The sequence below is a fragment of the uncultured Halovibrio sp. genome (genome assembly GCF_913056445.1).
Lineage (GTDB): Bacteria > Pseudomonadota > Gammaproteobacteria > Pseudomonadales > Oleiphilaceae > Halospina > Halospina utahensis_B.
The window spans coordinates 94265-108022 of sequence record NZ_CAJXMA010000002.1 but is presented as its reverse complement, the minus strand read 5'-3'; the positions used below and the strand labels follow the sequence as shown (position 1 = coordinate 108022).

The window sequence follows — 13758 nt, the reverse complement described above, 5'->3', positions numbered from 1 at the left end:
CCAGTCGGTTGATCAGTGCCCACAGCATCGGGCGGACCCCCCCCGATGCAGCCGCTGTCATGAATCGGCCCCCCGGGGGCGGGGACAGAGCCAGGTTACACTAGAGCAAAACCACATCGTACTGCTCCTGGCTGTAGACGAGCTCAACCTGGAATTTGATGGTCTTGCCGATGAAGGTCTCGAGGTCCGCAACGTTATCCGAATCCTCGTCCAGAAGACGGTCGATCACGCTCTGCGAGGCCATCACCAGCAGCCCCTCCACATCGTAGGCACGATTGACCCGCATGATCTCGCGAAAAATCTCATAGCAGACCGTCTCCGGTGTCTTGAGAAAGCCTCGTCCATTGCAGACCGGGCAGGGTTCGCACAGCAGCTGCCCCAGGCTCTCGGTGGTGCGCTTGCGGGTCATCTCCACCAGCCCCAGCTCGGAAACGCCGGTGATCTTGGTCCGGGCATGATCCCGCTCCAGCATCTTCTCGAGCATGCGCAGCACCTGGCGCTGGTGCTCCAGGTCGGCCATGTCGATGAAATCGATAATGATGATGCCGCCGAGGTTACGCAGTCGCAGCTGGCGGCTGATGGCGCGGGCCGCCTCCAGGTTGGTCTTGAAGATGGTCTCTTCGAGATTGCGGTGACCGACAAAGGCGCCGGTATTCACATCGATGGTGGTCATGGCCTCAGTCTGGTCAATCAGCGCATGACCACCGGATTTGAGCTGAACATGGCGGCTCAGCGCCTTCTGGATCTCATCCTCGACACTGTAAAGATCGAACAGAGGGCGCTCGCCGGGATAGAACTCGATCATTTCGCGCAGCTGCTCGACAAACCGGTCCGCGAACGCCAGCAGTTTCTCGCAGCTTTCCCGCGAATCGATACGGATCTTCTCCGTCTGGACCCGCACCAGGTCCCGCACCGTCCGGATGAACAGCGGCAGATCCTCGTAGATCACCCCCGGGGCCTGAACATCACGGGCGCCTTCCATGATGGACGTGGACAGGCGGTTGAGGTAGTCCATGTCCCGCCGGATATCGTCCTCACCCACACTTTCGGCGGCAGTACGGACAATGTAGCCTCCAGCATCCAGCTCATAGTCCCGCGCCACCGACTGGATCAGATCACGCAGACGTTTTCTCTCGGTTTCATCCTCGATTCGCTGCGAAATCCCAATATGGGACATGGCCGGCATGTAGACCAGATAGCGCGACGGGATGGAGAGGTGAGTGGTCAGGCGTGCGCCCTTGGTGCCAATCGGGTCCTTGGTCACCTGCACGATGATCGACTGACCCTCACGCAGCAGCGAACGGATGTCCGGAACGGTGCGTGGCGCGCTGCTGTCGCTGTCACCACCGAGTTCGGCCACATCCGAGGCATGAATGAATGCAGCCCGCTCCAGCCCGATATCCACAAAGGCTGCCTCCATGCCCGGAAGCACCCGTACCACCTTACCCTTGTAGATATTGCCAACAATGCCCTTGTTGCGGGTCCGCTCCACATAGGCTTCCTGGAGCATCCCGTTTTCCACCAGCGCCACCCGGGTCTCGACGGGGGTAACGTTGATCAGGATCTCTTCACTCATCAGACGTCACCCACCACTGATGCACGGGCTGATCCACCTGATGCAGCAGGTCTGTGACCGCCTCCAGAGGCAGCCCCACCACAGCGGTATAGCTGCCGGACAGCTCCGAGACCAGCGCTGCCCCTCGCCCCTGGACCGCGAAGGCTCCGGCCTTGTCCATTGGTTCGCCTGTCGCCACATAGTTATCAATCTCGGCGCTGGACAGCGGGCGCAGCCGTACCCGTGAGGCAACCACCCGTTCACGGACAGCGTGGGGTCCGGTCAGCGCCACACCGCTCATCACCTGGTGCTCGCGCCCGGACAGACGTGCCAGCATGGCCCGGGCTTCCCCGGCATTGGCGGGCTTGCCCAGTATGCGGCCGTCCATGACCACGGCTGTATCCGCGCCCAGGAAAAGGCGGCCGGCATCATGCCACCCCGCCTGACAGGTCAGCGCCTTCTGCCTGGCCATCCGCAGCACGTACAGATCCGGTGCCTCATGCTGGCCGGGCGTTTCATCGATATCGACCGGGGCAACCTCATGCCGGATCCCGATCTGATCCAGAAGCTCACGGCGGCGCGGTGATGCGGAGGCCAGTACCAGTGACTGGAAGGCTGGGCTGCTCATTCGTTTTACTCCAGCTTACGATTCACGAAATCCCAGAAGCCCCGGAAGACCGGCCATATGAGACCACTGGTAACCGCGGGAAGCAGATAGTCAAATCCGCCGCCCGCCTGCCCCAGCAACTGGTGCAGGAAATGCACCACCATGTGCGCCAGGCCGATCATGAGAAAAACCACGAGCGACTGCTGCGCCAGGGGGAACAGCTTCAGCCGCTGATGGGCGGCCAGCACCATTAAGGCGATCAGGGCCATGGCCAGCGCATTCATACCCAGAATATCCGCCCGCAGCACATCCACAAGCAACCCCAGACACCAGGCCAGCACAATGCCGAAGGTCTGTGGCGCACGCAGCACCCAGTAGACCACAACCAGCCCGATCCATTCCGGCCGCCAGTGCCCGATCTGCTGCGGGAACAGCGAGATGGTGCCAACCAGGGCAACAAGAGCACTCAGGATAGCCACCGGGTAACTGACCGAACGGTGCTCCATGCTCAGTCCTCCTCCCCAGTCGCCGGTGATGGCGTGTCCCCGCCGCTGACCGAGCCACCGCTGAACACCACCAGCACCTGGCTGCTGCTGTTGAGCCTGGCCATGGGGCGGGCCTCAACCCGGGCAAAGGGCTCGCCCGGGTCGTGTTTGATGCTGTTGATCCGCGCCACCGGGTACCCCTGGGGGAAACGTCCGCCCAGCCCGGAGCTGACCAGCAGATCCCCCACCTCGACATCGGCGGTATCCGGCACATGAGCAAGTTCCATGCGATCATGCTCCCCTGTGCCGAACATGATCGCACGCAGCCCATTACGGTTGATCTCCACGGGAACCGCATGACTGTTGTCGGAAATCAGGATGGCGCGGGAGGCGTGGGCACTGGTATGCACAATCTGCCCCATGAGGCCATGGGCATCGAGCACGGCCTGACCTTTGCTCAGCCCATCGGACTCGCCCTTGTTCAGGATGATCTCATGGGTCAGTGGGTCCGGTGTCACGCCGACCACATCGGCAACGAGCACCCTGTCATCCAGCTGTTCAGAAGCGTTCAGGAGTTCCCGCAGGCGGGCATTCTCCGCGGCAAGGGCGGTGTAGCGCTGGGCGCGGCGCTCCAGCACAAGAAGGCGGGACGCCAGGGCCTCATTCTCCTGCAGCAGATCGGAGCGGCTGCTCGTCAGATCCCCCATCCACTCAAGGAATCGGTCCGGCGCGTGCCCCAGCCAGTAGACCGGCGTCAGGCCGGTCATGAGCCAGCTGCGCACCCGGTCGCCATAGGGCAGATACAGGTCCGCGCCGACCAGCACTCCAGACAGGAGCACCACCAGCAGCAGCCTGGGACCAATGAGTGGGCCTTGCGTGAAAAGCGTGTTGATGGACCGTCCCCCGTTCAGAACGACAGCCGCCGCTGGCGCCGGGACGGCAGCGGCGGGTCTTCTTGCGATTCAACCGGAACCGGTGGCGACTCTGTCAGTCGTCCTGGGAAAACATGGTCACGCCGCTCTTGTCGATACGCTCGAGCGCCTTGCCACCACCCCGTGCCACGCAGGTCAGCGGATCTTCCGCCACCACCACGGGCAGGCCGGTTTCCTCGCTCAGAAGGCTGTCGAGGCCACGCAAAAGCGCACCGCCACCGGTCAGAACAATGCCGCGCTCCGCAATATCGGAAGCCAGCTCGGGCGGCGACTGCTCAAGCGCGCTCTTGACCGTCTGAACAATCTGCGACAGCGACTCCTGCAGTGCCTCCAGGATCTCGTTGCTGTTGAGCGTGAACTGGCGCGGCACGCCCTCGGCGAGGTTACGCCCGCGCACATCGATCTCGCGCACTTCCAGCCCTTCATAGGCACAGCCGATCTCATGCTTGATGCGCTCGGCAGTGGAGTCCCCGATCAGGCTCCCGTAGTTGCGGCGCACATAGGTGACAATGGCTTCGTCGAACTTGTCACCGCCAACGCGCACCGATTCCGCATAGACGATGCCGTTGAGCGAGATGATCGCGATCTCGGTGGTGCCCCCACCGATGTCCACAATCATGGAACCGCTGGCTTCCTCCACCGGGAGCCCCGCGCCAATCGCGGCCGCCATGGGCTCCTCAATCAGGAACACCTCCCGGGCACCGGCACCGAGGGCGGATTCGCGGATCGCCTTGCGCTCCACCTGGGTGCTCTTGCTGGGCACACAGACCAGAACCCGCGGACTCGGGGTAATGAAGCTGTTCTCGTGTACCTTGTGGATGAAGTGCTGAAGCATCTTCTCGGTGACCACGAAATCCGCGATCACCCCGTCTTTCATCGGGCGGATGGCCTTGATGTTGCCCGGAGTCCGGCCCAGCATGCGCTTGGCCTCACTGCCCACGGCAGCGACTTTCTTCTGCCCGTTGGAGGTGCTGACCGCAACAACGGAAGGCTCATCCAGGATGATGCCGCGGCCGCGGACAAAGATGAGCGTGTTGGCGGTCCCCAGATCAATGGACAGATCGCTGGAGAACGCGCCTCTGAGTTTCTTGAGCATCGGTGCTGTTTCAACCTGGCTTTACGGATTCGATGGCTGGCCTCGCCCTCCCCGTTGCGTGGCGAAACCTCTTGGATGCCGGAACTTTAGCAGTGGCGGGGGGTTCAGGCAAGACAACCGGCATTGTGAGCGGCCAGGCAGCAATGGAATAATGCCTGTTTCATAAACAACAGTGGACGTCATGTCGCAGCCTCTGGCAGCCCGACGAACCGGACCAACCATCAGATCCGCTGCCCTGCTGTTGCTGGCAGTACCCGGCTCAGCGACCGCTTTCTGGGGTGACACCCTGGTCATGGAACCACAGCCATTCCGCCAGGAGCGCGTCCTGCAGGGGCGCACCTTCCAGTACAATGACGAAAGTTTCATCCAGCGCAACAGCTTCACGGCCAGAGCCTCCGAGTTCCATGCGGCCCCAGTACCCCGCGACCACATTGAAGGTACGGGCGGAAGCACGCGTACCAGAGAGCTTTTCCTGGATGCCAGCGTCAAGGTCACCCGGCAATTCGACGATGAAGGAACGCTGGACTTCCAGTACCGATTCCGGCGGAGCGAGGACTTTGACGGGCGCTACACCCGCAACCTTATGGGCATTGGCGTGCATCCGGGCGGCGGCTTCCAGGCGCGACTGATGGCAGATGTGCGCGGGGACAAATCCCGCATCGACCTCCAGCCGGAACTGGGCTGGCAGGATGACGCCGGAAACGCGGCGCGATTCGCCGTGGTTCTCCCGGAGTACCTGTTCAACAGCAAACAGGATGAAGGCCAGTACCTGAGCGAACCCATCACCCTGTTCAGCGCCGGCGAATGGCACCCGTCCTCCGACAGCACCCTGCGCGGCTATATCAGCGCGTCACCGGAAACGGAACTGGAAATCCCGTCACTGGAGCGTCGCTTCCGGGATGAATCCCTGCAGGGTGGCGCCAGTATCCAGTACCGCCTCAGTGAACGGAGCCGGCTGCGCTGGCTGGCGGAAGGCCTGGCCACCAATCGCCACGAAAGCGCCACCACCAGCAACCGGTCAGCAACCATGGAAAGGCGCGCCTGGCGCAGCCGGATCGCACTGACACTGGGCGGCGACCCCGTCAGCCAATGGCGCCTGGGCGGGGAATTCCTGAGCCTGTCCGAAAAGGGCGCCCTGATCGGCGGGGCGCAGCAGCTTTCCAGCCGGGACGAGCACCTGGTGTTCGCGGGCCTGACAACCCCGCTATCCGCGGACTGGCATTTCGCCCCGGAGCTGTTCGTCAGCCACGTGGACGGCGAATCCATCCAGGGCATCGACCGCCGGCGCACCGACCATGACGGCACCTATGCCAAGGTCTCACTGCCATTCACCTGGTCGCCGGGCAACGGCGCCCAGCTCACACTGAACCCCACAGTAGAGCTGCACAGCGCCGCCTTTGGTGGCGGCAACCTGCGCGTACGCATCCCGCTCTAGGGGGTTCGGATCAACGTTGCATCTGCTATCATCCCGCGCTCCGAAGGGAAGGAAACGGCATGAGCATCTCCAGAGACAAGATCGAACAGGTGGCCTGGCTGGCGCGCATCCGGCTTGAGGACTCCGAGAAGGAAGCCCTCGAGGGCAAGCTGAGCGACATCCTCGGCATGGTCGACCAGCTCCAGGCCTCGGACACCGACGGCATCACCCCCATGGCCCACCCGCTGGACGCCACCCAGCGGCTGCGCCCGGATGAGGTAACCGAAACCAACAAGCGCGAACGGTTCCAGGCCGTGGCCCCCGAGACACAGGACGGGCTCTACCTGGTACCGCGGGTAGTGGAGTAAGCGCCGCCATGCACACCAGCACCCTTTCCGAACTGGCCCGGGCACTCGAGGCGGGCGAAACTACCAGCGAAGCGCTGACCCGCGAAACCCTGGAGCGCATCCGGGCCCACGACGGACGCTACAACAGCTTCATCACCGTTGCGGAAGAGCGCGCCCTTGAACAGGCCCGCGCAGCCGACCAGGCCCGCACAGAGGGTCGGGCAGGCCCTCTGACCGGTATTCCCTTCGCGCACAAGGACATCTTCTGCACCGAGGACCTGCTCACCACCTGCGGCTCGCGCATGCTCGAAAACTTCGCGCCGCCCTATAACTCAACCGTGGCCCAGAAGCTGGACGACGCCGGCGCGGTCTGCGTGGGCAAGGCCAATATGGACGAGTTCGCCATGGGCTCGTCCAACGAGACCAGCTATTTCGGCCCGGTGACCAACCCCTGGGGTGACGGCCTTGTCCCCGGTGGTTCCTCCGGCGGCTCCGCCGCGGCGGTGGCGGCACGCCTGGTGCCCGCCGCCACCGCCACCGACACCGGCGGCTCCATCCGCCAGCCTGCAGCGCTGTGCGGCCTCACAGGTCTCAAGCCCACCTATGGCCGCATCTCCCGGTACGGCATCATTGCCTTCGCCTCCAGCCTGGACCAGGCCGGCACCCTCACCCGCGACGCCCGGGACGCGGCCCTGATGCTCAACACCATGGCCGGTTTCGACCCCAAGGACTCGACCAGCCTGGACCGCGAAGTGCCGGACTACTGCGCCAGCCTGGACAACGACCTGAGCGGCCTGCGCATCGGCCTGCCGAAGGAATACTTCTCGGATGAGCTGTCACCGGAGATGGCGGAACAGGTCCGCAACGCCGTGCGCGAATACGAGAACCTCGGTGCCACGGTGAAAGAGATCAGCCTGCCCCACTCGCACCTGGCCGTAGCTGCCTATTACGTCATCGCGCCCGCGGAAGCCTCCGCCAATCTCTCACGCTTCGACGGCGTGCGCTACGGCCACCGCTGCGAGAACCCGCAGGACCTCAACGACCTCTACCTGCGCTCGCGCTCCGAAGGCTTCGGCGAAGAAGTCAAACGCCGCATCCTGGTCGGCACCTACGCCCTCTCGGCCGGCTTCTTCGACGCCTACTACCTCAAGGCCCAGAAAGTCCGTCGCCTGATCCAGCAGGATTTCACCGACGCCTTCAATGAAGTCGACCTGATCATGGGCCCCACGTCGCCCTCACCGGCCTTTGCCCAGGGCGACAAGACCGACGACCCGATCAACATGTACCTGGAGGACGTTTTCACCATCGCCTCCAACCTGGCGGGCCTGCCAGCCATGTCCATACCCGGCGGCATGGTGAACAACCTGCCAGTGGGGCTACAGATCATCGGCAACTATTTCGACGAAGCGCGCATGCTCAATGCCGCCCACCGCTTCCAGCAGGTGACGGACTGGCACCAGCAAGTGGCACCTAACGGGGTTTAAGACAATGCAATGGGAAACCGTGATCGGGCTGGAAGTCCACGTACAGCTCGCCACCCAATCCAAGATCTTCTCCGGCGCCAGCACCGCCTTCGGCGCCGAACCCAACGCCCAGGCCAGCGCCGTCGACCTGGCCATGCCCGGCATGCTTCCCGTGCTCAACGAAGGCGCCGTGCGCATGGCCGTGCAGTTCGGCCTGGCCGTCAACGCCAACATCGCGCACCGCTCCGTCTTTGACCGCAAGAACTACTTCTACGCCGACCTGCCCAAGGGCTACCAGATCAGCCAGATGTACCACCCCATCGTGGGCAAGGGCGAAGTCAGCGTAAACCTGTCCGACGGCAGTGAGCGCACCATCGGCATCGAGCACGCCCACCTTGAGGAAGATGCGGGCAAATCCCTGCACGAAGACTTCCAGGGCCAGTCCGGTATCGACCTCAACCGCGCCGGCACGCCCCTGCTTGAGATTGTCTCCGAACCGGACATGCGCAGCGCCGAGGAAGCTGCAGCCTACCTGCGGAAGATCCACGCCATCGTCACCTATCTAGGCATCTCCGACGGCGACATGTCCCAGGGCTCCATGCGCTGCGACTGCAACGTCTCAGTGCGCCCGAAAGGCCAGACCGAATTCGGCACCCGCAGCGAGATCAAGAACGTCAACTCCTTCCGTTTCGTGGAAAAAGCCATCAACACCGAGGTGGAGCGCCAGATCGAGCTGATCGAGGACGGCGGTGAAGTCCAGCAGGAAACCCGGCTGTACGACGCGGACCGGGACGAGACCCGCTCCATGCGCACCAAGGAATTCGCCAACGACTACCGCTATTTCCCCGACCCCGACCTGCTGCCATTGGAGATCGATGATACCTATATCAACGCCATCCGCGACGGCCTGCCGGAGCTGCCGGACGCCAAGCAGGCCCGCTTCGTCACCGAGTATGGGCTGAACGCGGACGAAGCCGCGCCCCTGGTCCAGAGCCAAGCGCTGGCAGACTACTTCGAGCAGGTCGCCAGGGGCAGCGGTGATGCCCGCCAGGCGGCCAACTGGATCATGGGCGAACTGGCCCGACTGATGAACCAGAACGAGGTCGAGATCCAGGACTGCCCGGTAGGCGCCAGCGACCTTGCCACTCTGATCCTGCGCGTTCAGGACGGCACCATCTCCGGCAAACTCGCCAAGCAGGTCTTTGAAGCGCTGTGGAACGGCGAAGGCAGCCCGGATGAGATCATCGATAAGCAGGGCCTTAAGCAGGTCTCGGACAGCAGTGAGATCGAGGCGCTGGTGGACCAGGTGCTGGCGGACAACCAGGCCATGGTGGACGACTATCTTGGCGAGGAAGTGGCCAAAAAGCAGAAGAAGAAGTTCAACGCCCTGGTCGGCCAGGTCATGAAGGCCTCACAGGGTAAGGCCAACCCGGCCCAGGTGAACGACATACTGCAGCAGAAGCTGACCTCAAGCGATTAGGGTGCTACGTTCTGTAACAGAATTCGGCAGATCAGTGCCTTGCGTGCGATTTGTATAGTCTGTGTACAGCAACTACGCTGATAGTCAAATCGCGTCAACCGGTATTGACCCATGTCAGCACTCTCGTCATCCACAGGCTTCACCGGCAGGCCCAACCTGCGCCACTACCATCGCATCCCGGTGAACCTGGAAGCGTTCCTCGAGCGTGGCGGCGAAGCCCTGCCCCGCTGCCCCATCAACAATCTGTCACGGGCCGGTCTCCAGATCGAGTGCACCCCGGAAACGCTTGATCAGCTGGTTCCCAATGGCGAGCCCGTGGCCCCCCAGATGGCCATTCCGGTCCAGGTGGCGTTCACCATTCCCGTAGGCGAATCCGAAAGCACCTGCATCCGGGCCCGCTGCGACGTGGTGACAGTGCGGCGCATTGCCCGCGACTGTTTTCATGTAGGCATGTCCTTCGCTGAGTTCGAGGAAGACGCAGTCCCGATGCTCGATCACTACATCAATGAACAGCTTTCGGCCGGCGTCTGAACGGACCCTTCTTCCTCACCCTCACGCTCTGGTATAATTCCTCGTTCAGTTGAAGCCGTTTGTTATAAGAAGCGGTTCCATTCCGAGTCAACAGCGGTACAGAGCGCGATGACCCAATACAACCTCACGCACCTCAAACAGCTGGAAGCGGAAAGCATCCACATCATGCGGGAAGTAGCGGCCGAGTTCGACAACCCGGTCATGCTCTACTCCATCGGCAAGGACTCCTCGGTGATGCTCCATCTGGCCCGCAAGGCTTTCTGGCCCGGCCGGATCCCCTTCCCCATGCTGCACGTGGACACCACCTGGAAATTCAGGGAAATGATCGAATTCCGGGATCGCATGGCCGAAAAGTACGATCTCGACATGATCGTCCACATCAACGAGGAAGGCGTGAAACAGGGCATCGGCCCCTTCAGTCACGGCAGTGCCAAGCACACCGACGTGATGAAGACCCAGTCGCTGAAGCAGGCCATGGAGAAGTACAAGTTCGATGCCGCCTTTGGCGGGGCCCGCCGTGACGAGGAGAAATCCCGCGCCAAGGAGCGCGTCTACTCCTTCCGGGACGAGAACCATCGCTGGGACCCGAAGAACCAGCGCCCGGAGCTGTGGAACATCTACAACGGCCAGATCAACAAGGGCGAGAGCATCCGCGTCTTCCCGCTGTCCAATTGGACCGAGCTGGACGTCTGGCAGTACATCCATCTTGAGGACATCGAGATCGTGCCGCTGTACTTCTCCAAGCCCCGGCCTGTGGTCGAGCGCGACGGCACCCTGATCATGGTCGACGACGACCGCATGCCGCTGGAGCCGGGCGAAGAGCCCGAAATGAAGTCCGTGCGCTTCCGTACCCTGGGCTGCTACCCGCTGACCGGCGCCATCGAGTCCGAGGCGGACTCGCTGCCCGAGATCATCCAGGAGATGCTGCTGACACGCAGCTCCGAGCGCCAGGGTCGAGTCATTGACCACGACAGCGCCGGCTCCATGGAGAAGAAGAAACAGGAAGGCTACTTCTAAGCGCGCCCAACCCGGTTTTCGGAGACAAGATCCAATGTCACATCAGTCAGACCTGATCGGCACCGACATCAACGCCTACCTCAAGCAGCACGAACAGAAGGAACTTCTGCGGCTGCTGACCTGCGGCAGCGTGGACGACGGCAAAAGCACCCTCATTGGCCGCCTGCTGCACGACACCAGCATGATCTACGAAGACCAGCTGGCAGCGCTGGAGTCCGACAGCTCCAAGGTGGGCTCCACCGGCGAGAAACTGGACCTGTCGCTTCTCGTCGATGGCCTGCAGGCCGAGCGGGAACAGGGCATCACCATTGACGTGGCCTACCGCTACTTCTCCACCGCCAAGCGCAAGTTCATCATGGCCGATACGCCCGGGCATGAGCAGTACACGCGCAACATGGCCACAGGCGCCTCCAATGCGCAGCTCGCGGTCATCCTGATCGACGCCCGTCATGGGGTGCTGACCCAGACCAAGCGCCACTCCTTCCTGGCCTCGCTGCTGGGCATCAAGCACGTGGTCGTCGCCATCAACAAGATGGACCTGGTCGACTACAGCGAGCAGCGCTTCAATGAAATCAGGGAGGAGTACCAGCACTTCTGCGGCAACCTCGGCCTGGAAGACGTGCGGTTTGTGCCCATCTCCGCGCTCGAGGGCGACAATGTCGTCTATCCCAGCGAGAACATGCCCTGGTTCGACGGCAAGCCCATGATGCAGGTGCTGGAGACCGTCCCGATCTCCCACGACAAGGACTTCGAGCATTTCCGCTTCCCGGTCCAGTACGTGAACCGCCCGAACCTCGACTTCCGGGGCTTCTGCGGCACCATCGCCAGTGGCGTTGTGAAGCCGGACGACGAAGTGGTCGCCCTGCCCTCGGGCCGCTCCACCCGCGTGGACCGGGTCGTCACCTTTGAAGGGGATCAGGACGAAGCCCATATCGATCAGGCCGTTACCCTGACCCTGAAGGACGAGATCGACGTCAGCCGCGGCGACATGCTGGTACACGCCGGCAACATGCCCGAGGTGGCCACCGCCTTCAACGCCAACGTGGTCTGGATGACTGACCAGCCGCTGGCACCGGGCCGCCAGTACGACATCAAGCAGGGGCCACGCTACACCTCTGGCGCCATGCGCCGGGTGCACTACAAGACGGACGTGAATACCCTGGAACAGCAGGAAGGCAGCGAGCTGGGCCTGAACGAGATCGGCCTGTGCGAGTTCGCCGTCAGCCACCCTCTGGCCTTTGACCCCTACCCGAACTGCGGCTCCACCGGGGCGTTCATCATCATCGACCGCCTGACCAACATCACCATCGGTGCGGGCATGATCAAGAGCACCGCCAGCGACGCCGAAGGCCTGATGAACCCGGTCACTATCGAGGAATGGCAACGCCGGCTCGACCAGAAACCGCTGGTGATCGACTGCGGCGGCGAAGCAGCAGACAAGCTGGCCACAGCCCTGCAGCGCAGCCTGTTCGACGTGGGCAAGACCGGCGTTGTGCTGGACAACACCAATACGGACTCCGAGGAAGACCGTGGCAGCATGGCCGATGTACTGCGCAGCCAGGGCCTGATCGTGCTCACGGCCGGTATAAGCGGCACACCGGCGGACTACAGTGTCAGTGCCGACAATGACGCCGGCATCAGCAAGGCCGTGCAGGAACTGCTGCAGACACTGCGTCGGGAACAGCGGCTGCAGGGCTGACCCATGGCCATTCAGCAGCTCAGGCTGATGCGAGCCACACTGCCCGGCGGCGGGCAGCCGGCCCGGGCCAACGCCGGAGAGGCGATGGCCGAGCCGGGTGGTGACTACGAAGCCCTGCACCGCCAGCTCAAAAAGCTGTTCAACAACCGCCCCGGCAAGGCCTATGGCCGCTTTTCGGACGACCTTGGCAGCCACCCCATCCGCGGGTGGCTCGGCAACTACCTGGACGGCCAGCAGGGCTTTGAGGCCTTCACGGACCAGCTTCTGGGCCAGTGGCAGGACGAGATCACCCGCGCGGACACCGACCCCGAGCGCCCGCTGCTTATCGTCCACGAATCCCTGGCCGACGGCGAGGTGCTGTACCTCTTCGCCCTGGAGATGGACCCGGTCTTCACCCTGGACCCGAACCTGGAGCTCACCCCCACCGAAACCATCAGCCGCTCCCGCCTGAACCTGGCGGCGCGTGTTGAGCTGGAGGACTGGCGCGGCGAGTCCGGCTCAGAGAACTACCTGACGGTGCTCCAGGGCCGCGGAACGGGCGAGATCGGAAAGTGCTTCGCGCGCCTGGTGGGCTTCCAGCAGGAAGTGGACGTGGAAGCGGAGACCCGCACTTTCCTGGAGGCGGTGGAGTCGTTCGCCCAGCAGCAGACGGAGCCGGAAGACGCCCAGAGCGTGCGCCACAAGGCGTTCGAGTTCTGCAATGAGCAGGAGGCGCTGGGCGAGCCGGTGCCTCTCTCGGCCCTTTCCAGCTACATCGATGACAGCCAGCCGGAGCGGTTTGCCGAGCATGTGGCCGAATCCCAGGCCGTGGGGCCGGATCAGGTCCTGCACCCGGACCGGCGCAAGGTCCGCAAACTGGTCCGCATCGCCGGCAAGGGCAACGGCCTGAGCCTGTCGTTCTCCTCCGACCTGGTGAACCAGGCGGTCCACTACGACCGCGACCGCGATGCCCTGATCATCACCCAGGTCCCCCGCAGCCTCAAGGAACAACTCCAAAGCTATCTGGATGATTCCTCTGACTGAGGTGTTGTCTCCAGCTTGGACGGTTTTGACTTCTGTTTGGAGACTTTCCGGATTTTACGTCTTGTCTCAGGCATGACGGCCAGTGCGAGGCATTACGCTGGGGGAGCCC

General features: G+C 63.0%; 12 protein-coding genes and 1 pseudogene. 8 read left to right on the top strand and 5 right to left on the bottom strand.

The window, feature by feature from the left end; all coding sequences use genetic code 11:
* Positions 1-100: 100 nt before the first annotated feature.
* From rng to QZ501_RS01435, 5 genes are all read right to left on the bottom strand, one after another.
* Positions 101-1576, bottom strand: a complete 1476-nt coding sequence (gene rng / locus QZ501_RS01455) for a ribonuclease G (RefSeq protein ID WP_151441121.1) — start codon at positions 1574-1576, stop codon at positions 101-103.
* Complete coding sequence (locus tag QZ501_RS01450; RefSeq protein ID WP_151441120.1) at positions 1569-2183, bottom strand: Maf family protein; 615 nt, start codon at positions 2181-2183, stop codon at positions 1569-1571. Before QZ501_RS01450 ends, rng begins: the two co-directional genes overlap by 8 nt.
* Before the next feature lie 5 nt (positions 2184-2188).
* Positions 2189-2668 (bottom strand): rod shape-determining protein MreD, encoded by a 480-nt coding sequence (gene mreD, locus QZ501_RS01445; RefSeq protein ID WP_151441119.1) that lies wholly within the window; start codon positions 2666-2668, stop codon positions 2189-2191.
* Positions 2669-2670: 2 nt separating this feature from the next.
* The gene (gene mreC, locus QZ501_RS01440) at positions 2671-3540 is read right to left on the bottom strand and encodes a rod shape-determining protein MreC (RefSeq protein ID WP_295716620.1); all 870 of its coding nucleotides are present in this window, start codon (positions 3538-3540) and stop codon (positions 2671-2673) included.
* A gap of 94 nt (positions 3541-3634) precedes the next feature.
* Positions 3635-4675, bottom strand: a complete 1041-nt coding sequence (locus tag QZ501_RS01435) for a rod shape-determining protein (RefSeq protein WP_095618296.1) — start codon at positions 4673-4675, stop codon at positions 3635-3637.
* A 292-nt stretch (positions 4676-4967) separates the two neighbouring features.
* Here QZ501_RS01435 and QZ501_RS01430 point away from each other — a divergent pair, with 292 nt between their 5' ends.
* The 8 genes and pseudogenes from QZ501_RS01430 (at position 4968) to QZ501_RS01395 (ending at position 13649) form a co-directional block, all read left to right on the top strand.
* Positions 4968-6110 (top strand): hypothetical protein, encoded by a 1143-nt coding sequence (locus QZ501_RS01430; RefSeq protein WP_295716616.1) that lies wholly within the window; start codon positions 4968-4970, stop codon positions 6108-6110.
* Between the two features lie 59 nt (positions 6111-6169).
* The gene (gene gatC / locus QZ501_RS01425; protein WP_151441116.1) at positions 6170-6457 is read left to right on the top strand and encodes an Asp-tRNA(Asn)/Glu-tRNA(Gln) amidotransferase subunit GatC; all 288 of its coding nucleotides are present in this window, start codon (positions 6170-6172) and stop codon (positions 6455-6457) included.
* Between the two features lie 8 nt (positions 6458-6465).
* Complete coding sequence (gene gatA / locus QZ501_RS01420; RefSeq protein WP_160897918.1) at positions 6466-7920, top strand: Asp-tRNA(Asn)/Glu-tRNA(Gln) amidotransferase subunit GatA; 1455 nt, start codon at positions 6466-6468, stop codon at positions 7918-7920.
* Between the two features lie 4 nt (positions 7921-7924).
* Entirely contained in the window at positions 7925-9379 is a 1455-nt protein-coding gene (gene gatB, locus QZ501_RS01415) for an Asp-tRNA(Asn)/Glu-tRNA(Gln) amidotransferase subunit GatB (RefSeq protein ID WP_295716613.1), read from the top strand.
* A 111-nt stretch (positions 9380-9490) separates the two neighbouring features.
* Positions 9491-9910, top strand: coding sequence for a PilZ domain-containing protein (locus tag QZ501_RS01410; protein ID WP_160897916.1), 420 nt, complete (start codon positions 9491-9493; stop codon positions 9908-9910).
* A gap of 102 nt (positions 9911-10012) precedes the next feature.
* Positions 10013-10927: pseudogene (gene cysD / locus QZ501_RS01405) on the top strand (sulfate adenylyltransferase subunit CysD); the annotation flags it as partial.
* Positions 10928-10961: 34 nt separating this feature from the next.
* Complete coding sequence (cysN, locus tag QZ501_RS01400; protein ID WP_151441111.1) at positions 10962-12626, top strand: sulfate adenylyltransferase subunit CysN; 1665 nt, start codon at positions 10962-10964, stop codon at positions 12624-12626.
* Between the two features lie 3 nt (positions 12627-12629).
* Entirely contained in the window at positions 12630-13649 is a 1020-nt protein-coding gene (locus QZ501_RS01395) for a nucleoid-associated protein (protein ID WP_295716610.1), read from the top strand.
* Positions 13650-13758 lie beyond the last annotated feature (109 nt).

What these genes read in the sequence shown, in the direction of transcription:
- rng (WP_151441121.1), bottom strand. Translation starts at nt 1,576, where the DNA reads ATGAGTGAAGAGATCCTGATCAACGTTACCCCCGTCGAGACCCGGGTG.
- QZ501_RS01450 (WP_151441120.1), bottom strand. Translation starts at nt 2,183, where the DNA reads ATGAGCAGCCCAGCCTTCCAGTCACTGGTACTGGCCTCCGCATCACCG.
- mreD (WP_151441119.1), bottom strand. Translation starts at nt 2,668, where the DNA reads ATGGAGCACCGTTCGGTCAGTTACCCGGTGGCTATCCTGAGTGCTCTT.
- QZ501_RS01435 (WP_095618296.1), bottom strand. Translation starts at nt 4,675, where the DNA reads ATGCTCAAGAAACTCAGAGGCGCGTTCTCCAGCGATCTGTCCATTGAT.
- QZ501_RS01430 (WP_295716616.1), top strand. Translation starts at nt 4,968, where the DNA reads ATGGAACCACAGCCATTCCGCCAGGAGCGCGTCCTGCAGGGGCGCACC.
- gatC (WP_151441116.1), top strand. Translation starts at nt 6,170, where the DNA reads ATGAGCATCTCCAGAGACAAGATCGAACAGGTGGCCTGGCTGGCGCGC.
- gatA (WP_160897918.1), top strand. Translation starts at nt 6,466, where the DNA reads ATGCACACCAGCACCCTTTCCGAACTGGCCCGGGCACTCGAGGCGGGC.
- gatB (WP_295716613.1), top strand. Translation starts at nt 7,925, where the DNA reads ATGCAATGGGAAACCGTGATCGGGCTGGAAGTCCACGTACAGCTCGCC.
- QZ501_RS01410 (WP_160897916.1), top strand. Translation starts at nt 9,491, where the DNA reads ATGTCAGCACTCTCGTCATCCACAGGCTTCACCGGCAGGCCCAACCTG.
- cysN (WP_151441111.1), top strand. Translation starts at nt 10,962, where the DNA reads ATGTCACATCAGTCAGACCTGATCGGCACCGACATCAACGCCTACCTC.
- QZ501_RS01395 (WP_295716610.1), top strand. Translation starts at nt 12,630, where the DNA reads ATGGCCATTCAGCAGCTCAGGCTGATGCGAGCCACACTGCCCGGCGGC.